Origin of the sequence: Pseudoalteromonas sp. Z9A5, assembly GCF_011378875.1 — a bacterium.
In the GTDB taxonomy this organism is placed as follows: domain Bacteria; phylum Pseudomonadota; class Gammaproteobacteria; order Enterobacterales; family Alteromonadaceae; genus Pseudoalteromonas.
On record NZ_WTLC01000032.1, the window covers coordinates 13,453 to 38,377 of the forward strand.

21 protein-coding genes and 1 tRNA gene are annotated in these 24,925 nt (G+C 37.2%); 17 read left to right on the forward strand and 5 right to left on the reverse strand.

All coding sequences use genetic code 11. The features are described 5' to 3' along the window. The first annotated feature begins 81 nt into the window (after positions 1–81). Positions 82–528 carry a DUF4826 family protein gene (locus GQR56_RS15300; protein ID WP_166113081.1) on the forward strand — a complete coding sequence of 149 codons (447 nt, stop codon included), beginning with the start codon at positions 82–84 and terminating at the stop codon, positions 526–528. Between the two features lie 66 nt (positions 529–594). Here the strand turns inward: GQR56_RS15300 and GQR56_RS15305 are convergent, their stop codons facing one another. Together GQR56_RS15305 and GQR56_RS15310 are read right to left on the reverse strand one after the other, a co-directional pair. After that, positions 595–2,328, reverse strand: a complete 1,734-nt coding sequence (locus tag GQR56_RS15305; RefSeq protein ID WP_166113083.1) for an AMP-binding protein — start codon at positions 2,326–2,328, stop codon at positions 595–597. A 184-nt stretch (positions 2,329–2,512) separates the two neighbouring features. Further along, the gene (locus GQR56_RS15310; protein ID WP_024612840.1) at positions 2,513–2,959 is read right to left on the reverse strand and encodes a DUF3010 family protein; all 447 of its coding nucleotides are present in this window, start codon (positions 2,957–2,959) and stop codon (positions 2,513–2,515) included. Between the two features lie 359 nt (positions 2,960–3,318). Between GQR56_RS15310 and thrS the strand changes: the two genes are divergently transcribed. From thrS to GQR56_RS15360, 10 genes are all read left to right on the forward strand, one after another. Continuing rightward, positions 3,319–5,229, forward strand: a complete 1,911-nt coding sequence (thrS, locus tag GQR56_RS15315; RefSeq protein WP_166113085.1) for a threonine--tRNA ligase — start codon at positions 3,319–3,321, stop codon at positions 5,227–5,229. A gap of 58 nt (positions 5,230–5,287) precedes the next feature. Then, positions 5,288–5,848 carry a translation initiation factor IF-3 gene (gene infC / locus GQR56_RS15320; protein WP_076917071.1) on the forward strand — a complete coding sequence of 187 codons (561 nt, stop codon included), beginning with the start codon at positions 5,288–5,290 and terminating at the stop codon, positions 5,846–5,848. Between the two features lie 212 nt (positions 5,849–6,060). Beyond that, positions 6,061–6,261, forward strand: coding sequence for a 50S ribosomal protein L35 (rpmI, locus tag GQR56_RS15325; protein WP_002960713.1), 201 nt, complete (start codon positions 6,061–6,063; stop codon positions 6,259–6,261). Between the two features lie 15 nt (positions 6,262–6,276). Further along, positions 6,277–6,636 carry a 50S ribosomal protein L20 gene (gene rplT, locus GQR56_RS15330; RefSeq protein WP_002960711.1) on the forward strand — a complete coding sequence of 120 codons (360 nt, stop codon included), beginning with the start codon at positions 6,277–6,279 and terminating at the stop codon, positions 6,634–6,636. Positions 6,637–7,130: 494 nt separating this feature from the next. Then, positions 7,131–8,948, forward strand: a complete 1,818-nt coding sequence (locus tag GQR56_RS15335) for a M14 family metallopeptidase (protein WP_166113086.1) — start codon at positions 7,131–7,133, stop codon at positions 8,946–8,948. Positions 8,949–8,950: 2 nt separating this feature from the next. Next, the gene (locus GQR56_RS15340) at positions 8,951–9,592 is read left to right on the forward strand and encodes an MBL fold metallo-hydrolase (RefSeq protein ID WP_166113087.1); all 642 of its coding nucleotides are present in this window, start codon (positions 8,951–8,953) and stop codon (positions 9,590–9,592) included. 115 nt (positions 9,593–9,707) lie between these two features. Further along, positions 9,708–10,166 carry an Lrp/AsnC family transcriptional regulator gene (locus GQR56_RS15345; RefSeq protein WP_024612835.1) on the forward strand — a complete coding sequence of 153 codons (459 nt, stop codon included), beginning with the start codon at positions 9,708–9,710 and terminating at the stop codon, positions 10,164–10,166. 260 nt (positions 10,167–10,426) lie between these two features. Beyond that, positions 10,427–11,983: a SulP family inorganic anion transporter gene (locus tag GQR56_RS15350; protein WP_024612834.1), complete on the forward strand. Its 1,557-nt coding sequence runs from the start codon at positions 10,427–10,429 to the stop codon at positions 11,981–11,983. Positions 11,984–12,246: 263 nt separating this feature from the next. Next, positions 12,247–13,320: a histidine kinase gene (locus GQR56_RS15355; RefSeq protein ID WP_166113088.1), complete on the forward strand. Its 1,074-nt coding sequence runs from the start codon at positions 12,247–12,249 to the stop codon at positions 13,318–13,320. Further along, positions 13,317–14,141 (forward strand): LytTR family DNA-binding domain-containing protein, encoded by an 825-nt coding sequence (locus tag GQR56_RS15360; RefSeq protein ID WP_024612832.1) that lies wholly within the window; start codon positions 13,317–13,319, stop codon positions 14,139–14,141. The genes GQR56_RS15355 and GQR56_RS15360 overlap by 4 nt, the downstream gene beginning before the upstream one ends. 119 nt (positions 14,142–14,260) lie before the next feature. Here GQR56_RS15360 and pyk read toward each other — a convergent pair whose 3' ends face one another. Beyond that, complete coding sequence (pyk, locus tag GQR56_RS15365; protein WP_024612831.1) at positions 14,261–15,697, reverse strand: pyruvate kinase; 1,437 nt, start codon at positions 15,695–15,697, stop codon at positions 14,261–14,263. Positions 15,698–16,065: 368 nt separating this feature from the next. Here pyk and gndA point away from each other — a divergent pair, with 368 nt between their 5' ends. Then, complete coding sequence (gndA, locus tag GQR56_RS15370) at positions 16,066–17,439, forward strand: NADP-dependent phosphogluconate dehydrogenase (RefSeq protein ID WP_024612830.1); 1,374 nt, start codon at positions 16,066–16,068, stop codon at positions 17,437–17,439. 68 nt (positions 17,440–17,507) lie between these two features. Here the strand turns inward: gndA and ansA are convergent, their stop codons facing one another. After that, positions 17,508–18,518 (reverse strand): asparaginase, encoded by a 1,011-nt coding sequence (gene ansA / locus GQR56_RS15375; protein ID WP_024612829.1) that lies wholly within the window; start codon positions 18,516–18,518, stop codon positions 17,508–17,510. Between the two features lie 82 nt (positions 18,519–18,600). Next, positions 18,601–20,466 carry a signal peptide peptidase SppA gene (sppA, locus tag GQR56_RS15380; protein ID WP_166113089.1) on the reverse strand — a complete coding sequence of 622 codons (1,866 nt, stop codon included), beginning with the start codon at positions 20,464–20,466 and terminating at the stop codon, positions 18,601–18,603. Between the two features lie 219 nt (positions 20,467–20,685). Between sppA and GQR56_RS15385 the strand changes: the two genes are divergently transcribed. The 5 genes from GQR56_RS15385 (at position 20,686) to GQR56_RS15405 (ending at position 24,897) form a co-directional block, all read left to right on the forward strand. Then, on the forward strand, positions 20,686–22,647 hold the full coding sequence (locus GQR56_RS15385) for an NADPH-dependent 2,4-dienoyl-CoA reductase (RefSeq protein WP_166113090.1): 1,962 nt from the start codon (positions 20,686–20,688) through the stop codon (positions 22,645–22,647). A gap of 198 nt (positions 22,648–22,845) precedes the next feature. After that, positions 22,846–23,394 (forward strand): NAD(P)H nitroreductase, encoded by a 549-nt coding sequence (locus GQR56_RS15390; RefSeq protein WP_166113091.1) that lies wholly within the window; start codon positions 22,846–22,848, stop codon positions 23,392–23,394. A gap of 203 nt (positions 23,395–23,597) precedes the next feature. Beyond that, positions 23,598–23,975: a hypothetical protein gene (locus GQR56_RS15395; RefSeq protein WP_024612825.1), complete on the forward strand. Its 378-nt coding sequence runs from the start codon at positions 23,598–23,600 to the stop codon at positions 23,973–23,975. Positions 23,976–24,127: 152 nt separating this feature from the next. Next, positions 24,128–24,218, forward strand: a tRNA-Ser gene (locus tag GQR56_RS15400). A 292-nt stretch (positions 24,219–24,510) separates the two neighbouring features. After that, positions 24,511–24,897 carry a hypothetical protein gene (locus GQR56_RS15405; RefSeq protein WP_197112444.1) on the forward strand — a complete coding sequence of 129 codons (387 nt, stop codon included), beginning with the start codon at positions 24,511–24,513 and terminating at the stop codon, positions 24,895–24,897. Positions 24,898–24,925 lie beyond the last annotated feature (28 nt).

Here is a 24,925-nt window from a genome sequence, read left to right on the forward strand (position 1 = left end):
AGGCGCTAAGTACCGTTTTTATACTTGCGCCTTATTTGTTAAGCCCTTAAAGTGGTGAAAAAGTAGTAAAAGGTTATTAAAATGGAACAACAAAAACAAAAGCCGTTAACACCAGAAGAGCAAGCCGCAGCCGAACAACAAAAAGTATTATGGCAACGTGAATGTTTTCAAAATGCTCAAAAACATTTAGCTGAAAAAGGCATTATGCCTAAAGCAGTGATTGAAAAGGACAGTCGTTTTTTAGCGCCTCTTTGTGCTATGTGGAAATTTAAAGCTCAAAACGGTAAAAACTATTGGGTTATTACGGGTCGGTTACCAACAGATCATGTTGAGGCAAGCGCCGCGAAAGACGCACGAGATGCAATGCGTTATTTTTCTTTGCAGTGGCAATTAAAAGCCGATCAAATAATGAGTACAGGATCGCGCGATAAAACGCAGGTAGATTTTGCTAACTTACTAATAAATCGTGCACATGGTTTATATGAAATGCATGAAAATGAACCGCTTTGGGCCCACGAGCCAAAATAATTACTAGGGCAATAACTAAGTTATTGCCCTTTTTTAATTTTCGAACAACGATTAAATGCTAATAACTTAAGAAAATGCTTTTTCAAAAAGCGCTTCTTGCATTTGTTCTCGCATTTTAAATTTTTGTACTTTACCGGTTACAGTCATTGGGTAACTTTCTACAAAGCGAATATAACGAGGCATTTTAAAGTAGGCGAGTTTATCTTTTAAAAATGCACGTATTGCTTGCTCATCCAATATGGCGTCTTCTTTTGGCTGGATCCACGCGCATATCTCTTCACCAAATTTTTCATCACTGATACCAAATATTGCAGCGTCTTGAATACCAGGGTAAGTGTATAAAACCTCTTCTATTTCTCTAGGGTATACATTTTCACCGCCCCTAATAATCATGTCTTTAATTCGACCAACAATGCTTACAAAGCCATCATTGTCCATCACACCTAAATCACCAGAATGCAACCAACCTTCTTTATCTATCGTGGCTTTGGTTTTTTCATCATCGTTCCAATAGCAGCGCATAATACCAGCACCTCTACTACATACTTCGCCAGGGAGACCTATTTTTTGAATATTACCTAACTCGTCAATTATTTTAACCTCAGTATGTGCAAGAGCCCGACCAACCGTGGTTACTTGGCGCTCTATTGAAGAATCGGTTTCGGTTATATTATTAATTGGACTGCACTCAGTTTGTCCGTATGCAATAACAACTTGGTTCATGTTCATTTGGGTTTGTACTTTGCGCATTACTTGCTCTGGGCATGTGGAGCCTGCCATTACACCTGTGCGCAGCGTACTTAAGTCGTAATCGTTAAAGTTACTAAGTTCAAGTTCGCTTATAAACATAGTAGGTACGCCATGAAGTGCAGTACAACCTTCTTGTTGTACTACTTCTAAAGTTGTTTTAGCGTCAAAAGCGTCGCCAGGGTAAACAGCTGCAGCTCCCTTACTAACACATAACAAACTGCCTAGTACCATGGCAAAACAATGATAAAGCGGTATAGGAATACATAACTTATCTTTATCAGTAAAATGCATTGATTCAGCAACAAAAAGCGCATTGTTTAAAATGTTTTTATGGGTGAGTGTTGCCCCTTTTGGATTGCCGGTAGTGCCAGAGGTAAATTGGATATTTATATCTTGATCAGCGCTTAAACTTGCACCAATACTTTTTAATTGATTGCAGTATTCGGTGTTTGCCATGGCAGTAATTTCAGTAAACGAATACATACCGGGGCTTGCTTTATCACCTATGCGAATTACATTTTTGAGTGTAGGTAGTGCTTTTGCGTTTAGTTTTCCTTTTTCACTATTAGCTAACTCTGGTGCTAAGCTTTGTAGCATTTCGATGTAATTACTACTTTTAAAGCTCGATGCGGTGATTAAGGTTGAGCATTCAACGCTATTTAACGCGTACTGTAATTCGTTAGGTCGGTATGCTGGATTAATACACACCATAATTGCACCAATTTTGGCTGTTGCAAATTGAGTTAAACACCATTCAATATTGTTAGGAGACCAAATACCAACACGCTCCCCAGGTTTTACGCCCAGTGCTATTAGCCCCATAGCAAGTTTATTAACTTCTTTTTGAAATTCTTTATAAGTCAGGCGAATATCCTGATGGTGTACAACTACGGCAAGCGACTCTGAGTATTTGTCGACAATAAGGTCGAAATACTCACCAATAGTATAATTGGTTAGTGGCGTACTTTGTATACCTTTAAAATAGCTGCGTGATAGCGGTAAGTCATTTATTAGTTCTACTTCTTTTACCGCTGTTGTGTGTTTAAGCATGTGATTCTCCGTATCGGTGTGTGTTTGTTACATAAAATACAGGTTAAAATAAACACAAATTGTCGACAAAGAGAAGAGTGGTTAGACTAATGTCTTAGGGGTTTAATAAAAGCTAATACTACTTTTTAGACACAAAAAAACGCGCCTTACAAAGTAAGTACGCGTTTTTAACCGAGCAGTATGTTTACATTTCGTCGCTGCGGTATGTTTTTTTCATTATATAAACGTAGGCGTTTACAAATGCATTTTCTTGATACTTTTTAAGACCAGTGTCATCAAAGTCGATAGGAATAGGATTACGTTTTACCTGTTCTTTAATTTCAGTTGTAGTAAATAAACGTACATCTAAATTTTCGATTAATTGAATTGCGGTTTCCATTTTGAATCCCTTTGCGCTGCCAGCAAACTTACCTTTAGGCTGACGCTCACGAATCGCAACAGAATCAATTTGGTAATCTTGCATTAACTTTGCAAAATCAAATTGAAATTTACGCATTATTTCAGTGTCGTTACCGTTACCTAATGTAAAGCGTGTTTGGCGCACATCGCGAATATCAAATACGTCGTTATCTTTACTTAAAATACAAAGTAGTACATCACTACCGGTAATTTCTACACCACATGTTCTCATTGCTATTCTCTAATATAACTTAATTACGCGGTATTATACGCAACACACATTAAAATGCGAGTATCAGCATGATTGACCATTCTAATTTTACTATTTTTTAATTAATTTGTTATTTTTATCATAAAAGTTGATTTATATCGTAAAACAGGCTGTATTTTCAGCGCTTATAACTTGTAATTAATGGCGTGGCACGCGACAATATCTTTTTTGTAGTTGAGCAGACTCAACATCTACATTAGCCATAAGTGGCGAAAAATAGTCAATGCTTATTCGTAAAAGCGTTGTCGAGTCATTCTCATTTAATTTATTAAAATACACGTGATACATTGTAGGTGTCACCACTGTAGCAAGGATTTATAATGCCAGTTATTACTCTTCCAGACGGAAGTCAACGTAGTTTTGAAAACCCAGTAAGTACTCTTGATGTTGCAAATGATATTGGTCCTGGTCTCGCTAAGGCGACGATTGCGGGTCGTGTTAATGGTAACCGTGTTGATGCATGTGATTTAATTAGTGAAGACTCTCGACTTGAAATCATCACCGCTAAAGATGATGACGGTCTTGAAATTATTCGTCACTCGTGTGCTCACTTAATTGGTCATGCAGTTAAGCAACTTTTCCCTGACGCTAAAATGGCGATTGGTCCTACTATAGATAACGGTTTTTATTACGATATCGATATGGAACAGTCGTTATCTCAAGATGATCTTGAAGCAATTGAAAAGCGTATGTTGCAACTTGCTAAAACAAACTACGATGTAGTTAAAAAAACCGTAAGCTGGCAAGAAGCACGCGATACATTTGAAGCGCGTGGCGAAACGTACAAAATAGAAATATTGGATGAAAACATTGCTAAAGATGATCGTCCAGGTTTATATCATCACGAAGAATATGTAGACATGTGTCGTGGTCCTCACGTACCAAATATGAAATTTTGCCAAAACTTCAAAATAATGAAAGTAGCTGGTGCATATTGGCGTGGTGATTCAGACAATAAAATGCTACAACGTATTTACGGCACAGCGTGGGGCGATAAAAAGCAACTTAAAGCGTACTTAAAGCGTTTAGAAGAAGCTGAAAAACGCGATCACCGTCGTATTGGTAAAGCACTTGATTTATGGCACTGGCAAGAAGAAGCGCCAGGCATGGTATTTTGGCACAACGATGGTTGGAGCATTTACCGAGAGCTTGAAGAATTCGTTCGTGAAAAATTACGTGAATATGATTACGAAGAAGTAAAAGGTCCAATGATGATGGATCGCTCACTTTGGGAAAAATCAGGGCATTGGGAAAAATACTCAGAGGCAATGTTTACTACTGAGTCAGAAAAGCGTGAATACGCAATTAAACCAATGAACTGCCCAGGGCACGTACAAATCTTTAATCAAGGTTTAAAATCGTACCGTGATTTACCACTTCGTATGGCCGAATTTGGTTGTTGTCATCGTAATGAGCCATCAGGCGCACTACATGGCTTAATGCGTGTTCGTGGCTTTACCCAAGATGATGCTCACATTTTCTGTACTGAAGAGCAGATAATGGACGAAGTTTCAGCGTGTATTAAGATGGTTTATGATACATATGAAACATTCGGCTTTGAGAAGATTGTTGTTAAGCTATCTACTCGCCCAGAACAACGCATTGGTGAAGACCATATGTGGGATAAAGCAGAACTTGCTTTAGCCGAAGCTCTTAAGCTAAATGACATAGAATTTGATTACCTACCAGGTGAAGGTGCTTTTTATGGTCCTAAAATTGAATTTACTTTATACGATTGTTTAGACAGAGCGTGGCAGTGTGGTACAGTGCAACTAGATTTTGCATTACCGGGTCGTTTAGGTGCTACTTACGTAGCTGAAAATAACGAACGACGCACACCAGTTATGATACATCGTGCTATTTTAGGTTCTATTGAACGCTTTATTGGTATTTTAACTGAAGAGTATGCTGGTTTATTTCCAACGTGGCTTGCACCAAAGCAAGTGGTAATTATGAATATTACCGATAAACAAGCGCCTTATGTTAAAGAAGTTGTACAAAAATTAAATAAATTGGGTATTAGAGCCGCTGCTGACTTGAGAAATGAGAAGATTGGCTTTAAAATCCGAGAGCATACACTTAAGCGTATTCCATACTTGCTTGTTGTTGGTGATAAAGAAGTTGAACAACAAGAAGTAGCAGTGCGTACTCGCACAGGTGAAGACCTTGGCAAATTTAATGTTGATGATTTTGTAGCTAAAATTAGCGAAGAAATTAAAAGTCGACAGTAAAAACAGAGCGTGTAAGGCATAACAAACAGCCAATTACACGCTTATATTATTGATATTCTTGGAGGAACGTACTATTAGAGGCGGCAAGAAAGGGCAACAAACAGCCCAAAAAAATCGTATTAACGAAGAAATTACAGCTCAAGAAGTTCGTTTAATTGACCTTGAAGGCGAACAAGCTGGAATTCAGTCATTAAAAGACGCGCAAGCTATGGCTGACACAGCTGGTGTTGATCTTGTTGAGATCAGCCCTAATGCTGAGCCGCCTGTTTGTAGAATCATGGACTACGGTAAGTTCATCTTTGAAAAAAGTAAAGAACTGAAAGAGCAGAAGAAGAAGCAAAAGCAGATCCAGATAAAAGAAATCAAATTCCGTCCTGGTACGGATGAAGGTGATTATCAGGTTAAGCTTCGCAACTTACGTAAGTTCTTAGAAGGTGGCGATAAAGCTAAAATAACCATCCGCTTCCGTGGTCGTGAAATGGCTCACCAAGAAATTGGTATAGAATTATTAAACCGTATCAAAGGCGATTTAGAAGAACTTGCAGTAGTTGAGTCTTTCCCAAATCGCGTTGAAGGTCGCCAAATGGTTATGATGATGGCGCCTGTTGCTAAAAAATAATTTTTAAGCGATAATACGCACCGAAATTAACTCAGGTCTGCAAGTTAATATGTAAATATTCACCTGAGTTAACCGGTTTTAAAGTAAGATTGCGGCATTTATGTTGGGTCTTCACCGGAACATGGCAGTAAGTTAGGCCTAAAAGTGGAGCTATAGAAATATATCTCACGCCTGCTTACTAATTTAAAAGCAATACAATTGGAGTTATTGCAATGGCTTACAAGCTAAAAAGTCACAGTGGCGCTGCTAAGCGTTTCAAAAAGACTGCTTCTGGCGGTTTCAAGCGTAAACAAGCGCATCTTCGTCATATTCTGACTAAGAAAACTTCTAAGCGTAAGTTACACCTACGTCCTAAGATGATGGTTCATAAAAATGACCATGGTCTAGTTTCACGTATGTTACCGTTCGCTTAATAGGGGTTTTTAGAAATGGCAAGAGTTAAACGCGGCGTTGTCGCACGTGCACGTCACAAAAAAGTTTTAAAACAAGCAAAAGGTTATTACGGAGCACGTTCACGTGTTTATCGTGTAGCTTTCCAGGCTGTTACTAAAGCGGGTCAATACGCTTACCGTGACCGTCGTGCGAAGAAACGTACTTTCCGTCAATTATGGATTGCACGTATCAATGCTGCTTCACGTCAAAATGGTCTGTCTTACAGCCGTTTTATCAATGGTCTTAAAAAGACATCTGTAGAAATCGATCGTAAGATCCTTGCAGATATCGCTGTTTACGACCAAGTTGCATTCGCAGCGCTTGTAGAAAAAGCAAAAGAAGGCCTAGCGGCTTAAGCTTTTTCATATAAGTATCAAAAAGGAGCCTATGGCTCCTTTTTTTGTGCCTAAAATTTGGTGAGCTGGTTTGTACCAGTCTACCTAACTATTTTAACAAGTTAACTTACTAATCAATTATCTAATGTTGATAAAGATTTTATTTATAGCGACGAGATAGAATTCAACGTAGTTAGAACGCAATTTTTTGTCGTTAAATAGCGCCAATATTTAGCCTAATTGGTATTATTTAATAATTAACTAATGTCTCAATTTTTAAATCCTGCATCGCTATTTAACTAAAATTTTATTAATTGTATTAAAAATCAGGCTCCACAATACGCCTTATTAAATTTAATAAGCTCACTACATTTTCAAATTTAAATATAAAATTAAACACATAACTTATTGATATGTAATTGGCTGCATTTTTTTGTTGAATCACCGCAGTTTTATCATTTTAAAAAAAATTGTTGATATAATTTTTACAATTAAGGCATTTGTTAGAGAATTTTATGTTCGCAAGTTTATTGGTTTTATCTGCAAGTGTTGCATACGACAGTCATTTACCGCCCTTGATACAATGGCAAGGTCAAAGTATTGAGTTAATGCAACAAGAAGGTCCTCTTACGACCGATTTTGAGCTCTCATCAGGTGAAATTTCACCTAACTATGCAGATACAATGGCATTTGTTGATAGGCTGGTTGCTGCGAACCCTACACAATTTAAATCGCAAACAATTGGCTATAGTAATAGTAAACGTGCAATTAAAATGCTTATTGCGAGCGAGCAGGGCTTTTTTGAAGCTGGGCAAATGGCAAATAGCACTAAACCAACCATCTTTATTCAGGCGGGAATACATTCTGGTGAGATAGACGGTAAAGATGCGATGTTTATGTTGTTGAGAGACATAGCAACGGGCAAACGCAGAGATATTTTAAAGAAGGTAAATATTCTATTTATTCCTATTTTAAATGTTGATGGACATGAACGTAGCAGCGTTTTTAATCGCATAAATCAGCGTGGTCCTATAAAAATGGGCTTTAGAACAAACGCTAATAATCTTAATTTGAATCGTGATTTTACTAAATTAGATACGCCAGAGGTTAGAAGTGTATTAAAAGTGATTAATGCATATAACCCAAACTTATACATTGATGTGCATGTAACCGACGGTGCTGATTACCAGTACGATGTAACGTATGGATATAACCCTGTATTTGCAAGTGAGTCACCGGCTGTTTCAGATACGTTGAATCAGTTTTTTAAACCAATGATAGACGAAGAGTTGACGTCTCAAGGGCATATTCCTGGTCCATTGGTATTTACTATGGATAAACGTGATTTTAAAAAGGGACTAGCAGGCTGGGTTGCTACACCTCGATTTTCTAACGGGTGGGGCGATCTAAAATCATTGCCGACTATTTTAGTTGAAAACCACTCTTTAAAACCTTACAAACAAAGAGTTTTAGGTACTTACGTATTTTTAGATGGCGCAATTAATGCGCTATCTACATACAGCCACGAGTTATCTAATGCTGTTAAAAAAGAACAAGAATTTGTGCCAAAGCAACTAATTGTTAAACGTGGCTACGCAAAGCAAGCAGATACAATAGAATTTAAAGGTATTGCTTACGCATCAAGTATGAATGAATTATCGGGTCAAAATGAAGTTAATTATTTAGGCAAAAAGCTAGATTATAGTAATTTACCTATTTACTGGCAAAAAGAAGTGTTGGATACCGTTGAAGTTCCAAAAGCTTTTTTTATTCCACCTGTATATAGCGATATAATTGAAAAATTGAAGCTTCATGGTGTGTCTGTTAATAAACTTGAAGGAGCAAATACTCAACCTTTAAAAATGGCTAAAGTGAGCGATTATACATTCGACAAAGCCCCGTTTGAAGGTCGCTTTAGAGTATCAGCCAGTTTTGAATATATACCCGCTATTAATGTTGATTTAGATGGGTGGTATCAAGTAAATACACAGCAAAAATCTGGTGAGTTAGCTGCTCATTTACTGCATCCAGAAGCACCGGATTCATTTTTTGCTTGGGGAGAATTTAACACTATTTTTCAGCGTACTGAATATATGGAAAACTATGCGTTAATTCCTTATGCTCGCCAAATGTTAAAAGACAATCCTAAACTTGCACTCGCATTTGATAAAAAAATTAATAATGACAAAGAATTTGCGAAAGATGCAGACGCGAGATTAAATTGGTTATATGAACATAGCCCCTTTTACGATCAAGCATATTTAAAGTATCCAATTTTAATGTCGTTTGAAGAAAAGGTTGTTATAGCTGATCAAAAAGATAAAGAAATATAATAATGTTGATTGTAACAATACCAGTAACGCCCTTTGCACAAAATTGTAGAATTATTGCCTGCTCAGACACTAAGCAAGCAGTGGTGATAGACCCAGGCGGTGATTGCGATAAAATAATTAGGGCTTTAAAAGAGAATAATTTAACGTTAAATGCAATTTGGTTGACTCATGGGCATTTAGATCATGTTGGCGGTGCTGACATATTACGTAATATGTTTAATGTTAAAATTATAGGTCCACAAAAAGATGAACATTTTTGGTTTGAAAACTTGCCAATGCAGGCTCAAATGTTTGGCTTTGCACCTATAGCGCCTTTTTATCCTGATGAATGGCTAAACCATGATGATAAAATTAGTGTGGGGAACTTAAGTTTTGATATAAAACATTGCCCAGGTCATACACCTGGACATATCGTTTTTTATCAATCGGTAGAGCAATTAGTTATTGTTGGTGATGTTATATTTAAAGGTTCGGTGGGGCGTACTGATTTTCCTAAAGGAAATGCGGAGCAGCTAATTGAGTCGATTAATAAACATATTTTGACTTTACCAGATACAACCCAAATACTTTCAGGGCACGGTGATAATACTAACGTTGCTCACGAAAAACAAAGTAACCCATTTATAAGTGGTCAATACGGTTAATGACTTAAAAGTACAACTCAGAAATAATATATACGTATAATTTATAAAAATAAGCAGACTGTTTTTATAAATAGCTGTATAATTTAGCCAATTTATTTGATAAATAAGAAATAAAATGTCTCTAAATCACGTAGATCGCCAAATTTTGGCACTTTTACAACAAGATGCTAGTTTATCTACAGCAGAAATTGCCGACAAGGTTGGCTTATCACAATCTCCTTGCTGGCGTCGTATTGCCAAACTTGAGCAAGACGGATACATAAAAAGCAAAGTTGCTCTTTTAGATGAAAAGAAACTTGGTTTTGATATGTTGGTATACGCCCATGTACGCTTATCTAACCATGGTAAGAAAAATCTAGCTGAGTTTGAAAAATTAATCCTGAGTTATGACCAAGTAACAGAGTGTTACACTATGGCAGGCACAATGGACTTTATGCTGCGTATTATTTCACAAGGCATTGAAGGTTATGAGCACTTTGTTCGTGATAACCTATTGAGCTTAGAGTACGTACAAGAAGTACATTCTAACGTAACTATGACGTGTGTAAAACGCAGTACATCTCTTCCTCTATAACATATTAAGTAAGTGCCTATTGAGTTACATACTAAGTTTGTAATTCAATATGCCACTGTACACTTCCATATCTAACAGACTTAACAGACTTAACAGACTTAACAGACTTAACAGATTGCTATAATTCATCCTTGAATACAAAACAGGACTAAACATTGTTTTGTTTAGCCTAACGATACATTGACAATTGTTAACTGAGCGCTAATTTGGTAGAATTCAGCGCTTTTTTTGATACCTAATACTACTCTTTGAGGAACTCAATGTTTAACTTACTCAGTAGGGCGCCAAGCTCTGCTAAAAACGATATTCTATCTGGATTAACTGTGGCACTTGCCTTGGTACCAGAAGCTGTTGCGTTTGCCTTTGTTGCAAATGTAGAACCTTTAGTTGGTCTATATGCCGCGTTTATCGTTGGTTTAATTACGGCTATATTTGGCGGTCGTCCTGGTATGATTTCGGGTGCTACCGGTGCCTTAGCTGTTGTTATGGTAAGTTTAGTACTTGATCATGGTGTAGAGTATCTGTTTGCTACTGTGCTCTTAATGGGTATATTGCAGATACTTGCTGGGGTATTTAAGCTCGGTAAGTTTATTCGTATGGTTCCACATCCGGTAATGCTTGGTTTTGTTAATGGCCTAGCAATCGTTATATTTTTAGCCCAGTTAGGGCAGTTTAAAGTACCTGATGGCATGGGCGGACAAGAATGGATGACGGGCAACCCACTTTTCATTATGCTTGGTTTAGTGGCTTTAACGATGGCGATTATTCAATTTTTACCAAAACTAACAACAGCAGTGCCATCAACACTAGTAGCAATTGTTACTGTGACAGCTCTAGTTATTGGTTTAGATTTACAAGCGCATACTGTGCTTGATTTCTTAAAAGGTATGACAGGCGACGAAGCAGCAACAATCGCAGGTGGTTTACCACAATTTCATATTCCTATGGTGCCTTTTAATTTAGAAACCCTGCAAATTATTTTCCCTTATGCGCTTATTTTGGCCGCAATTGGTTTAATTGAATCATTACTTACACTGAGTTTAATTGATGAAATTACTGAGACTCGTGGTCACAGTAATAAAGAATGTATTGGTCAAGGTGCGGCAAACATTACTTGTGGTATGTTTGGTGCTATGGGTGGTTGTGCAATGATTGGTCAATCTATGATCAATATTAACTCTGGTGGACGTTCTCGTTTATCAGGTATTAGTGCTGCACTTATGCTTCTTGGTTTTATCATTTTTGCTTCAAGCCTTATTGAAATGATCCCACTTGCTGCCCTAGTTGGTGTAATGTTTATGGTTGTATTGGGTACATTTGAGTGGGCAAGCTTTAAAATGATGAAGCGTGTGCCTTTATCTGATGCGTTTGTAATTGTACTTGTATCGGGTGTGACGGTTATAACTGATTTAGCAATTGCAGTATGTGTGGGCGTTATTGTTTCTGCGCTTGTATTTGCATGGCAACATGCTAAACAAATATACACAACTAATTACATTGATACTGAAGGTGCTAAGGTATACGAACTACACGGTCCGTTATTTTTTGGCTCAGTTAAAAACTTCACTGATTTATTTGATGTTAAGAATGACCCTAAAAATGTAATTATTGAATTCAAACACAGCCGTGTTTCTGACCACAGTGCAATTGAAGCGATAGACAGTTTAGCTGATAAGTATACGAAGGCTGGTAAACAACTTCATTTACGTCATTTAAGTAAAGACTGCACGCAGCTATTACACAAAGCACGCGATTTAGTTGAAGTAAACGTAATTGAAGATCCTACTTATAAAGTGGCTTCAGATAAACTTGCGTAGTATTTAATTAGGTAAATAAGAATTTAAAAAAGCGAAAGGTCACACCTTTCGCTTTTTTTATACCTGCTTTGCGGTAAGGCTCTTAAAAAGCAAGACAGTTGGTAGTGCTAAGCATTCTTATAAATCGATATAATAACAATCAACATTTTTATAAATTATTAATTTTATGCCAGTTAGGCTAATAAAAAAAATAAAAGAGTAAATCTCTATAAACGCCTATTTTATACAATTTATATAATAACTATACGGAGTAGACATTAATTTTGAACTGGCAATCTTTAATCGATAACAGACAACGTTTTTTTTGGCTTTTGCAAATTGCAGGCTGGATTGGTTATGCGTTAGTAAATTATATCGGCTCTAAAGTATTTGAAATGCGAGATATTTACGTATTTGTCATTTTATTAAATGCTTACGCTGGCTGTTTAATGACAGTACCCCTTCGTTATATTTACAGAACAATTTGGAACTCTTCCCCATGGATCCTTATGCTAGTGGTATTTGGAGCTTCTTATATAACGGGCACTTTGTGGGCAGTTGTTCAAAAGTTTAACTTGTGGGAAATTTATCGTCATGGTTATAGACCCGAAGAGTGGTTTTATTATTTACAACAAGGCTTAGACTCTGTTTATATTATTTTATGTTGGAGTGGTTTGTACTTTGGGGTTAAATACTATCAACTGCTGCAAAGTGAGCGACAAAAAGCGTTAAAAGCAACAACAATGGCACACGAAGCACAACTAAAAATGCTTAGATACCAGCTTAATCCACATTTTCTGTTTAATACGCTGAATGCGATATCGACATTAGTTTTGGTGAAAGAAAATAAAGATGCTAATTTAATGGTATCAAAATTAAGTGACTTTTTACGATACACCTTAAACACCGATCCAATTAAAAAAGTACCACTTGAACAAGAGTTACATGCTTTAATGCTGTATTTAGAAATAGAGCGTGTACGCTTTGATGAGCGACTAAAAGTAAATGTAGAAGTAAGCGAAGAAGCAAAAGAAGCGCTAGTGCCTAGCTTAATATTACAGCCCATTATAGAAAATGCCATTAAATATGCTATTGCGCATTTATCAGAAGGCGGTGTGATTGATATTAAAGCACAAGTATTTGCCAACGAATTATTACTTGAAGTAGGCGACAATGGTCCAGGGACAGAAATAATAGATGGACAACTAGTTAATGCCCAAGGTGTGGGCGTAGCAAACACTAAAGATAGATTAAAAACGCTCTACGAAAATAATTATTCGTTTGTATTATCACATAATACGCCAAGTGGATTAAAAGTTAATCTGCGAGTACCGTTTGAGAAGGCTGTGAAGAAATGATAAAAATAAAAACATTAATTGTTGATGATGAACCATTAGCACGTAAAGGTTTAGATGTAAGACTTGCTGAATATTCTGATATTGAAGTAATTAAGTTATGTAGCTCAGGTGCAGATGCAATTGAAATATGCAAAAACGAAAAAATAGATTTAGTATTTTTAGACATTCAAATGCCTGGAATGAATGGCTTTGAGGTTGCACGTGCGCTTAGTGAAAGTACGAGAGTATTACCTGCTATTATATTTGTTACTGCCTTTGATCAATTTGCTGTTAAAGCATTTGAAATTCATGCTTTAGATTACATCTTAAAACCCGTTGATGATAACAGACTAAAACAGGCGGTAGAAAAAGTGCATACCTATTTAAAAACGCAACAAGACAACGCCCATAAGAAAAAACTTGCGAGTTTTGTAGCTGGAATAACGGGCAATAATTGCGAAGAGATCCTTAAAAAATTGGCAACTGGCGACACATTAACTGACCGCAGGTACCCAGAGTCGCTTGCAGTAAAAGAGCAGGGGGAAATAATTCGTGTACCTGTTGCTACTATTCAGTGGGTTGATGCTGCGGGTGATTATATGTGTTTACATTGCCAAGATGGACAAACTCATATATTACGTAAAACAATGAAAGAGCTTGAACAAGAGCTTGACCCTCATTTGTTTGTACGTGTACATCGCAGTGCGATTGTAAACACTAAACAAATAAGTAAATTAGTAACACAAGTTAGTGGTGAATATTTACTTGTACTTGAAAATGGGCAAGAGCTGAAGGTGAGTCGTAGCTACCGTGATAAAGTAAAAGCAGCGCTCGCTAGTTAATTTGGGTTTAAAATTATTTATTACAGACACAAAAAATGCGAGCTAAGCTCGCATTTTTTTATTCAATTATTAATTATACCAATTGCTATAGAATAATCATGTATTTAATAAAATTGGTATTATGCAACAGTTACAATTTTCATTGTGTTAGTTGCGCCCACAGTTTCCATTGAGTCACCGTGAGTAATAATTACTGTATCGCCAGACTGTAAAGAGCCTTGAGAAACTAAAGTATCAAGAGCTGCTTTTACCATACCGTCTTTTTCAGTTTTTGTAGAATCAAAAAACACTGGATAAACACCACGATAAAGTGCTGTTTGACCTAACGTACTCGCATGGCGTGAAAGCGAGTAGATTGGTAAACCAGAGCTAATACGCGACATTAATTTAGCCGTGCTGCCCGATTCAGTAAGTGTGATAATTGCTTTCACAGAATCTAAGTGGTTAGCTGCATACATAGCTGAAAGTGCAATTGATTCAGCATTGTTAGAAAAGCGGCTATCTAAACGATGTTTAGAAACGTGCGTTTCTTTTTGAGACTCAGCACCTAAACAAACACGTGCCATAGTAGCAACGGTTTCTTCAGGGTAATCACCCGCAGCTGTTTCAGCCGAAAGCATAACTGCATCTGTACCATCAAGTACGGCATTAGCAACATCCATAACTTCTGCACGTGTAGGCATAGGGTTATCGATCATCGATTCCATCATTTGCGTTGCAGTTACTACAGTACGGTTTAATGAACGAGCACGGCGAATAATTAGCTTTTGCTTACCCATAAGTGCAGCATCACCAATTTCAACACCTAAATCACCACGTGCAACCATTACTGCGTCAGACGCTAATATGATGTCATCAACAGCTTCTTGTGTTTCAACAGCTTCAGCGCGTTCAATTTTAGCAAGTAATTGTGCTTTTGAACCCGCTGCTTCAGCAAGTGAACGTACATAGCGCATATCGTCGCCACTACGTGGAAAAGATACGGCAATATAATCTACGTCAATTTCTGCAGCTGTTAGTAAGTCTTCTTTGTCTTTTTCAGTAAATGCTGGAGCAGTTAAGCCACCACCTAAACGGTTAATACCTTTATTGTTAGATAAAACACCGCCAACAGTTACAGTACAATGTACTAAATGGTTAACAACTTCGTTAACGCGTAGCTGAATCAGACCATCATTTAAAAGAAGTAAATCATCAGCGCTAACATCGTTTGGAAGTTCTTTGTAGTCAATACCAACTGAATTGATATCGCCTTCGCCTTTTTCCATTTTTGCATCAAGCGTAAACTTAGCGCCTACTGCAAGTGTTACTTTACCTTCTTTAAAAGTAGAAACACGAATTTTAGGACCTTGTAGGTCAGCAAGTATAGCAATATGCTTGCCTAATCTTTTTGCGATATCACGTACAGCTTGTGCACGATCTTTATGATCCTGTGCAACACCGTGTGAGAAATTTAAACGTACAACGTTTGCACCAGCTATAATGATTTTTTCTAAATTGTTATCTCTATCGGTAGCAGGTCCAAGGGTAGCGACTATTTTTGTGCGTCTTAGCATCAAATTCTCCTGTGTGCTTAAGATGTAAGCGGGTTACGGTTATTTTGTTACTTTAAAATATGTATATTAGAGTAGGGTATTTTTATTTATTGGCAATCTTTGTTTATTGCCACTATTTTATACAAAACTAATGTGTCATCATTATGACACCGGTGTCAGAATGCGTCAATGGTCTTAAATTTAAATAGCTTTGCTATTTGTCACCCCTAGCAGGCTGATGTTTGATATAATCGCGTAGCTTATTTATTTTCGTTAAAAAAGCGACGTTGTATTAGCTCATAGTTAGCTTTATATGACTGCATTGAGTATATCGCACGCGGTATTATTTAATTTACTAACCAAATAGTTGTTACCGAGGAGGGCACTAAATGCAAGTTGCATTAGTAGGGTTAGGCGTTATGGGGAAAAATCTTGCCCTAAACTTGATTGAAAAAGGGATAACGCTAGTCGCTTATGACAAAAACCCACATGCGGGTGAAGAGTTATTAAGTTGTGCTAAATCTCAAGGTATGGCCGATAGGCTGCACATTGTTTCTGACTTAAGAGACATGGTTAGGCGTTTAGAAGCACCTCGCTCTATCTTATTACTTGTTCCTGCAGGCGAGCTAGTCGATGGTGTTTGTAATGACTTAGTCGAAGCGGGTGTTGATTGTAATGACATTATCGTTGATTGCGGTAATAGTAATTATAAAGATGGTATTACGCGTAAACTTAAATACCAGAACAAATTTGAATTTGCCACAATGGGAATTTCTGGTGGTGCAGAAGGCGCACGTTTTGGACCCGCTATGATGGCAAGTGGCTCTGAAGGTGGTTGGGGACGTATTGAACCTTGGTTTGAAAAAGTAGCTGCAAGTTACAATGGCGAATCATGTTTTGCACGTGTTGGTCAATCAGCTAGCGGTCATTTTGTAAAAATGGTTCACAACGGCATTGAATACTCGTTAATGCAACTTATTGCTGAGGTATATCAATTACTACGCCTAGGTACTGGTCGCACACCAAAAGAAGTTGCTGCAATTTTTGATGACTGGTCAGAAGGTCAGTTAAACAGCTACTTACTCTCTATCTCTAGCCATATATTATCACTTGAAAATAAAAGCAATGTTCCGCTTGTTGATTTAATTGATAACAAAGTTGGCGCTAAAGGTACTGGTCTTTGGACTGCACAAAATGCATTAGAACTAGGCATTGCTGTTCCTTCACTGGTTGCTGCCGTTCAGGCGCGTCACCTAACAAATGTGTGTGATACCACTGCCGCACAAGAGATGACCTATGCGGCTAAATCAACTAACAAAGTTGATATTGATCTAGATGAACTTAAAGATGCATTTACACTTGCAAGTTTATTGGCTTACCGTCAAGGTTTAGCGCTTATCAAAGGTGCGTCGCGTACACACCAATGGAAAGTTGATTTATCTAAAACATTACAAACTTGGCGTGCAGGTTGTATTATTCGTGCAGATTACTTAGACAGTGTTGCAGAGGGTGTTCAGTTTATTGATACTCTTGAAAAAGAGTCGCAAGCACTTCGTAAAGTTACCGGACAAGCAATTATGACTGGTTTAGCTTTTCCTGTGCTAGGCGCCACACAGACTTATTTAGCAACGTTAACAACACCAAGTAATGGGCATTTAGTACAAGCCCAGCGTGATTACTTTGGTGAGCATGGCATTAAAATTCACAGTGGTGAATCATGTCATTTAACCGACTTAGTAGAGATAGACACTAAGGTTCGTTAATAACCAACCGCTTTAAAGTATAAAGGCACGCTAATTAGCGTGCCTTTTTGTTTTTAAATTTATAAATACTATCGGCTTAATTCACCGCGCAAGTTATCTTGCATTAAATGACGTATTGTTTCCACTTCTAGCTTTTGGCTTAATAAATAATGTAACTTGGTTAAACAAGCCTCTAAAGTCATGTCGTAACCACTAATAACACCAATATTTAAAAGTGCATTACCGGTGGCGTATCCGCCCATATTTACATGACCTTTTAAACACTGAGTTAAATTAACAATAACCATACCGAGTTTACTAGCGTCCTCTAGTATTGATAAAAACTCTGGATCTTGTGGTGCATTACCCACACCAAAACTAAGTAACACTAACGCTTTTATATTATCATTTACTAGGCTTCTGACTACGTCTCTGCTTATACCTGGATATAAATAAAGCACACCAATAGGCTGTGGTGTAATGTTGGTAACTTGTAGGTCGTTTTCAACATAAGGACTCAGCTGCCCTTTAATGAGTTGAATGCTAATACCCGAAAGCGCTAAAGGCTCTAAGTTAGGGGAGGCAAACGCATTAAAACCATCTGCGTGCGCTTTAGTTGCTCGATTACCTCTAAATAACTGATTGTTAAAAAACAAACTTACTTCGGCAATAGGGTAGTTAGCTGCTAAATACATCGCATTAAGCAAATTAACTTGACCATCTGAACGTAATTGCGAAAGTGGAATTTGTGAACCTGTAACAATAACGGGTTTAGTGAGGTTTTCAAACATGAAAGACAATGCCGACGCGGTGTAAGCCATTGTGTCTGTGCCATGTAATACGACAAAGCCATCGTAATCTTGATATTTACTTTTTATATCATTAGCAATAAGTTGCCAATGTGCAGGGGTCATGTCTGATGAATCGATTAATGGGCAATACTCGTGAATATCAAATAAGGGCATTTCATCACGGTTAAATTCAGCGTTATTAACGACTGTTTCAGTTAAAAAGCCCTCAGCAGGAATGTAACCACGACTTGATTTTTTCATTCCTATGGTACCGCCTGTATAAGCGATATAAATGCGTTTGCGTTTCATAAAAAAGCCCAGTAAAAAAAACTGGGCTTAGTATAGCGTTAAGTAACTCTAATTACAGCTGCTTAAAACAAAGTATGCACTTTTATTGTGCAACGTTACACACTAAACAACGTGCGTATACACCTTGTGGATCGTTGTAATCTTTAAGGTTTTCTACTTCAGTACTTAATTGGTTAATAACACTTTGTAGGTTAGCTTGTGTTGCTAACACAGATGTTTTTTGTGTTTGTAGACCAAGCATAGATTTAATAGACGCATTAGCAAAAAAGCTTTGAATCATTTTTTCTTGCGGGCTTAAATCTTGTTTGATTGTTTTAACATCGTAATATTTAATTTTAGCAAGTTTTGCTGCAGCTTCAATTGCGTCTTGCTTATTACCAAGTTTATCGACTAAGCCAAGTTCTTGTGCTTGTGATGCAATCCAAACTCGACCTTGGGCAATTTTATCAACTTGCTCTGGTGTCATATTACGTGCTTGCGCAACTACATTTAAAAAGCGACCGTAGGCTTCTTCAACACTCATTTGAATTACTTGACCCATTTTTTCATCAAGTGGGCGAGTAATAGAAAAGCCAGCCATTTCTGTTGTCGCGACTCCATCAGAATAAACACCAATTTTTGATAGGGTTTTTTCAAATGTCATAAACGTACCAAACACACCAATAGAGCCTGTAATTGTACTTGGTGCAGCCCAAATTTCGTTAGCTGCTGAAGCAATCCAATAGCCACCCGATGCAGCCACAGAGCTCATAGATGCAATAACTGGCTTACCAGCAGCTTTGAGTGCTAGCACTTCTGCACGAATAACTTCTGAGGCAAACATACTACCGCCACCAGAGTCGATACGAAGTACAACCGCTTTAACTTTATCATCAAGGCGTGCTTTACGAAGTAGAGCTGCGGTAGAGTCGCCGCCAATCTCTCCAGCTTTACGCTCGCCATCAACAATAGTGCCTTTTGCTACAACAACGGCTACTTTTTCGCTCATTGGATTATCGAATTCCATTGGAGGCTTAACTAAGCTTAAGTATTCGCGAAATGAAACTTGCTTAAACGTTTTACCATCTTCATCTGCACCAACTAAGTCGATAAGTTGTTGACGTATTTGTTGGCTAGTTTTTAATGAATCAACCCACTGGTGATCAAGTGCATATTTACCTGCATCTCCATTAGCAGCTTTCATTTTTTCTAGGTAAACATCCATTGTTTCATCAAAATTTGATTCATCGAATGGGCGTACAGCTGCAACATCGTGTTTGTACTCACTCCAAAGAGCACCTAACCAAACACGGTTTGCTTCTTTAGCAGCGTCAGACATATCGTTACGGATAAAAGGTTCTACTGCCGATTTAAACGTACCAACGCGGAAAATATGTTGTGTCACTTCTAGCTTTTCAAGCGCATCTTTAAAGTAAAGTGGGTACATTCCGTAGCCTTCAATTGCAACGCTTCCGTATGGATGCATTGCAACTTCATCTGCATGTGATGCAATATAATACTGAGCTTGTGTGTAGTAATAACCTGTTGCAATTACTTTTTTGCCCGCTTGTTTAAAGCGATCAACGGCATCAGTAATTTGCTTAAGTTTGTTTAAATGCGCTTTAGGCATTTCTTGTAAATCAAGCAGTAATACACTTATACGCTCATCTTTAGCTGCTTCGTCAATTACTTCAACTACATCATCGAGTAAAATTTCACTTGGCGCTTCAGAACCAGATGTTGCATCACTAATTGCAGCTTCAACTGGATCAGTGTAAGTTTTTTCTTCTACAATAGGACCATTGAGGTTAAGTCTTAGTACAGAGCCATCTTTAACAATCAATTCGTCTTCGCCACTGAAAAGTGCCGCTATAAAAAATATTACTAATAATAAAAACAGAAGGTTAAGTACTAATCGACGAGAAAAGTTAATTCCAGTCCAGATACCGTTAAATATTTTTGCTATCAAAATAGCTCCTTAATTTGGTACAGCTAATATATTCGTTCCATCTTATCCTAGAATAAAAATTTATTTAACTGCTAAATCGTAACGAAGTATTTATAAATCAATTTAAACGCCCGTTTTTAAAGGAATTGGCACTTTAATTAAGTCAAATATTGCTTATTACTTGCCATTGAAGCAAAATTAGCTAATGTATACAGGTTAGACCAGTTAACGGGGCACAAGATGTTAGAACAACAATTACAATTAAAACACACACAATTACGTAACCGCTTAGTAATGGGCTCAATGCATACAGGTCTTGAAGAGGGCTGGCATAATCGAAAACGCTTGCGCGCTTTTTACGAGGCTCGCGCTAAAGGCGGTGCTGCAATGCTTATCACCGGTGGTTATAGTCCTAATTTACGTGGTAAATTAACTCCTATTTCGTCGTCATTTAATAGTTATTACGATGTAGTAAAGCACCGTGCATACACAGACGCTGTACATAAACACGGTGGTAAAATTTGTTTGCAGTTATTACATGCAGGACGTTATGCGTATCATCCTTTTAATCAAGCGCCAAGTGCAATAAAAGCACCAATTAACCCTTATAAACCTAAAGCAATGTCACTAGGGTCTATTAAAAAAACGATTAAAGATTTTGCTCATTCTGCTTATATGGCTGAAAAAGCAGGGTACGATGGTGTTGAAGTGATGGGATCTGAAGGTTATTTAATTAACGAATTTATGGCACCGCACACAAATAAACGTGAAGACGAATTTGGTGGTAGCTTAGAAAATAGAATGCGCCTAGCGCTAGAAATAGTAAAAGCAGTCAGAGCTAAAGTATCTGAAAAGTTTTTAATTATTTTTAGATTGTCAGTAATGGATTTAATACCAAATGGCTCTACACCTGATGAAGTAACTATTCAGGCGACTGAGCTTGAAAAAGCGGGTGTTGATATATTTAACACGGGTATTGGGTGGCACGAAGCGCGCATACCAACAATAGCTAGCATGGTGCCGCCAGGTGCTTTTAAAGAGGCATCAAAACGTTTAAAAGACGTAGTAACTGTGCCTGTTATTGCAGTAAACCGAATTAATACACCCGAAATTGCCAACGATATTTTGACTGCAGGCAATGCTGATCTAATTTCAATGGCAAGACCATTATTAGCCGACCCAGAATTTTTTAATAAATATAATAATAAACAGTCTAAGCAAATCAATATTTGTATTGGTTGTAATCAAGGCTGTTTAGACCACGTATTTAAAAATAAGCGTGCAACCTGCTTGGTTAATCCACAAGCTGCTTTTGAGCTCGACTACCCGTTGGATAAAACAACTAAAGCTAAAAATGTACTTGTTGTAGGTGCAGGTCCTGCCGGTTTATCAGCAAGTTGTTATTTGGCTCAAAAAGGTCATAACGTCACATTAATAGATCAAAAGGCGCAAATGGGTGGTCAATTTAACCTAGCAATGCAAATACCGGGTAAAGAAGACTTTAGCCATACACTAACTTATTACACTAATGAGCTAGTGCGTTTAAATGTAAATGTTGAATTAGGTAAAGCCTACAACGACAGTATGCTCGTAAATTATGACGATATTGTATTTGCAACTGGTGTTAGACCTCGAGAAGCGACTATTGAATGTAGTGATGGTAAACGCGTTTTTGCATACGACGAGGTGATTCGTGGTGAAGTGGAGTTGGGTAAATCAATTGCCATTTTAGGTGCTGGCGGTATAGGTTTTGATATGGTTGCGTTTTTAAGTGAACATAAATCACAAAGTATTGCAGACTTTAAAAGTCAATGGGGTATTGAATGCGCGCCTCAACCACATAAAGATGACCGCCAACTTTATATGCTAAAACGAAGTGCAGGGCGCTTTGGTAGCGATTTGGGTAAAACAACGGGCTGGATACACCGACAAGTTGCCAAGCAACATGGCGTAAAACAAATTGCTGATTGCCAATATAATAGTTTTGATAAAAATGGTTTAACAATAACGGTTGATGGTGAAACTCAAGTGTTACCGGTAGATACGGTTATTGCATGTATTGGCCAGGTATCTAATAACGAAGTATTACAAAATCAAGCAGATAATGCCAAAGTACACGTTATTGGTGGTGCAAAATTAGCTGCTGCTATTGATGCAAAACGTGCTATTTTTGAAGCATTACAAATCGCAAGAAGCATTTAATGTGTTTAAGATATTAATATAAAAACATACTTTTTGTTTGAGTGTAATCTTGGGTAAATTATCATTTAGATAGTTTGCCCATTTTTATTTATCTTCTCCTTATTGCTACCAATTTTTTAAACTTCAATTGAAACTCGCATATTGAGCTAACTTAGGTATAGATGTTATTCTAGCGTTTTGAATTTTGAGCAAATCATTATGAATGCCATAGAGCTTTTACTTACTCGCCAATCAGATCCAAAATTAACAGAGCCCGCTCCAAATAAAGACCAACTTGCGATTATTCAACAAGCCGCTTTACGAGTGCCTGATCATGGCTGTATAGCGCCATGGAAATTTATTATTGTCCAAGATGAAGCGCGTCATAAATTAGGTGACATTTATTATCAAAGCGCAGTAGCTGAGCAACAAGAAGAAAAAGTAATAAATCGAGCTAAAGAATTACCACTGCGCGCCCCTATGATAATTATTGCAGTTGCAAAATACCAAGAACATCCAAAAGTCCCACGCATTGAGCAAATACAAAGCGCGGGTTGTAGTGTGTTAGCGATGCAGCAAGCAGCCTTTGCCCAAGGTTTAGGTGGAATTTGGCGCACAGGATATTTTGCACAAAGTGCTGCTGTAAAAAATGCGCTTAATCTAAATGAACAAGATGAAGTTGTAGGTTATCTCTATTTAGGAACGCCGACCATAGACTGTAAAAAGTCACCACGCCATAAACCTGAAAATTACTTTAGTTATTTATAGTTATTAATGAACTTTTTTTATCCAATGTAGTCATTTATCATTAAGCTTGGTAATGTTAAATTACTAAAGTTAGTGATTTGACTGAAAGAAGCGCTAGGAAGCACAAAATTTAATTATTATTCTTCAGTTTGTTTTTTAATCGGTTGTTTTTTGATAGTGTATGGAAAGTCTCAATAAAAATAACGATAAAGAAGACGAAAACAATGGGAAATTTATTTTTACGTGAAAAAGAAAGTTGGCTTGCATGGTCTATTTGGGGAATTATAGGCGCTTTTATTACACTTTATGTAGCTATAAGCACTAACGCAGCACATTTAATCGCTGTGTCAGCGATGAGTATGCTAGTTATACTTACATGGTGGATGCAGCAATCTAAGCGATACGATTTTGGTCGTGCATTTAAAATATGTTGTTATGTATTATTACTAAGCGTATTACCTGCATTTATGTTTGTTGTAGTACCAAGTGATGATTTAAATCGATTTGATTTAATTTTTCAAAGCATCACATTTTTAACCCTTAGTTTATTAGCGTGTTTGATTTGCTCGTGGATAGCGCGTAGACCAAAACAATATTATTGACGCATAAATACATATCATACAAATAAAACCTATAATAAGTGATTGCATTTAGAACAAAGTGTTATGTTTTTGAGCATTTTAATCTTTTTTAATAATTTATTTAGATTAAGTCTTTACAAATAACGCGTTTAACCATATTATCCGCGCCGTACGGAGAGATGGCAGAGTGGTCGAATGCACCGGTCTTGAAAACCGGCATGGGTTTATAGCCCATCTAGGGTTCAAATCCCTATCTCTCCACCATACATAAAAAAACCGCCTTAATAGGCGGTTTTTTGCTATGTGTACTTTAAAAAACAATGACTCTGTATTTGTGCATATTTAGTATAATAATGTGTAACACTGATTCGCTTAATTAAGTGATCTATTTTGAGATAAGACAATCTACTCCTCAAATAGATTAAGTATTATTACAAATGGGTACTAGACCTCGCTGTGCTATAAATCACGGTTTGTGATTTACATACTTCAAGCTTTAATCATTTCAATTCAATTCAATTCAATTTAAATTAATTAAAAATACAAAGAGGACAGCATGTCAAAAGCATCAAACCTTTCTACCTCACAGTTATTAATGAAGCATATTTTATTATGGACTGTGTTTGGTTATTGCTATCAAAGTGCAATTAGCTTATTGATTAAAATGGCGGCAGATATCCAGCCAGCGAACTCGTTAATTACAGCACTTGTATATGCTATTGGTTTTAATATTTTAGCGGCTCATTTGATTACTAAATACGACAAACATTGGCCTATTCTTGGGTCTATTTTTATTGGCATAGTAGGCTTGATTGCGGTGCCGTTTTTGTTGTCTGGCGTAAGTGGACTATTGGCTTACCCTTTACTTGCTGGAATTTTATTCAGTTTACCGCTTTGTAGTTATATTGTTGGTCTAATTAAGGTAAAACTCCATAAAAACTAGGCACAAACGGGGTTTATTTTGTGATAGC

Bases quoted from the DNA above. Each gene is read 5' to 3' on its own strand.
- GQR56_RS15360 (WP_024612832.1), top strand. From the start codon at position 13,317: ATGATAAAAATAAAAACATTAATTGTTGATGATGAACCATTAGCACGT.
- rpmI (WP_002960713.1), top strand. From the start codon at position 6,061: ATGGCTTACAAGCTAAAAAGTCACAGTGGCGCTGCTAAGCGTTTCAAA.
- GQR56_RS15310 (WP_024612840.1), bottom strand. From the start codon at position 2,959: ATGAGAACATGTGGTGTAGAAATTACCGGTAGTGATGTACTACTTTGT.
- GQR56_RS15340 (WP_166113087.1), top strand. From the start codon at position 8,951: ATGTTGATTGTAACAATACCAGTAACGCCCTTTGCACAAAATTGTAGA.
- GQR56_RS15395 (WP_024612825.1), top strand. From the start codon at position 23,598: ATGGGAAATTTATTTTTACGTGAAAAAGAAAGTTGGCTTGCATGGTCT.
- pyk (WP_024612831.1), bottom strand. From the start codon at position 15,697: ATGCTAAGACGCACAAAAATAGTCGCTACCCTTGGACCTGCTACCGAT.
- GQR56_RS15350 (WP_024612834.1), top strand. From the start codon at position 10,427: ATGTTTAACTTACTCAGTAGGGCGCCAAGCTCTGCTAAAAACGATATT.
- GQR56_RS15345 (WP_024612835.1), top strand. From the start codon at position 9,708: ATGTCTCTAAATCACGTAGATCGCCAAATTTTGGCACTTTTACAACAA.
- GQR56_RS15405 (WP_197112444.1), top strand. From the start codon at position 24,511: ATGTCAAAAGCATCAAACCTTTCTACCTCACAGTTATTAATGAAGCAT.
- gndA (WP_024612830.1), top strand. From the start codon at position 16,066: ATGCAAGTTGCATTAGTAGGGTTAGGCGTTATGGGGAAAAATCTTGCC.
- GQR56_RS15335 (WP_166113086.1), top strand. From the start codon at position 7,131: ATGTTCGCAAGTTTATTGGTTTTATCTGCAAGTGTTGCATACGACAGT.
- GQR56_RS15390 (WP_166113091.1), top strand. From the start codon at position 22,846: ATGAATGCCATAGAGCTTTTACTTACTCGCCAATCAGATCCAAAATTA.
- thrS (WP_166113085.1), top strand. From the start codon at position 3,319: ATGCCAGTTATTACTCTTCCAGACGGAAGTCAACGTAGTTTTGAAAAC.
- GQR56_RS15305 (WP_166113083.1), bottom strand. From the start codon at position 2,328: ATGCTTAAACACACAACAGCGGTAAAAGAAGTAGAACTAATAAATGAC.
- ansA (WP_024612829.1), bottom strand. From the start codon at position 18,518: ATGAAACGCAAACGCATTTATATCGCTTATACAGGCGGTACCATAGGA.
- GQR56_RS15385 (WP_166113090.1), top strand. From the start codon at position 20,686: ATGTTAGAACAACAATTACAATTAAAACACACACAATTACGTAACCGC.
- GQR56_RS15300 (WP_166113081.1), top strand. From the start codon at position 82: ATGGAACAACAAAAACAAAAGCCGTTAACACCAGAAGAGCAAGCCGCA.
- rplT (WP_002960711.1), top strand. From the start codon at position 6,277: ATGGCAAGAGTTAAACGCGGCGTTGTCGCACGTGCACGTCACAAAAAA.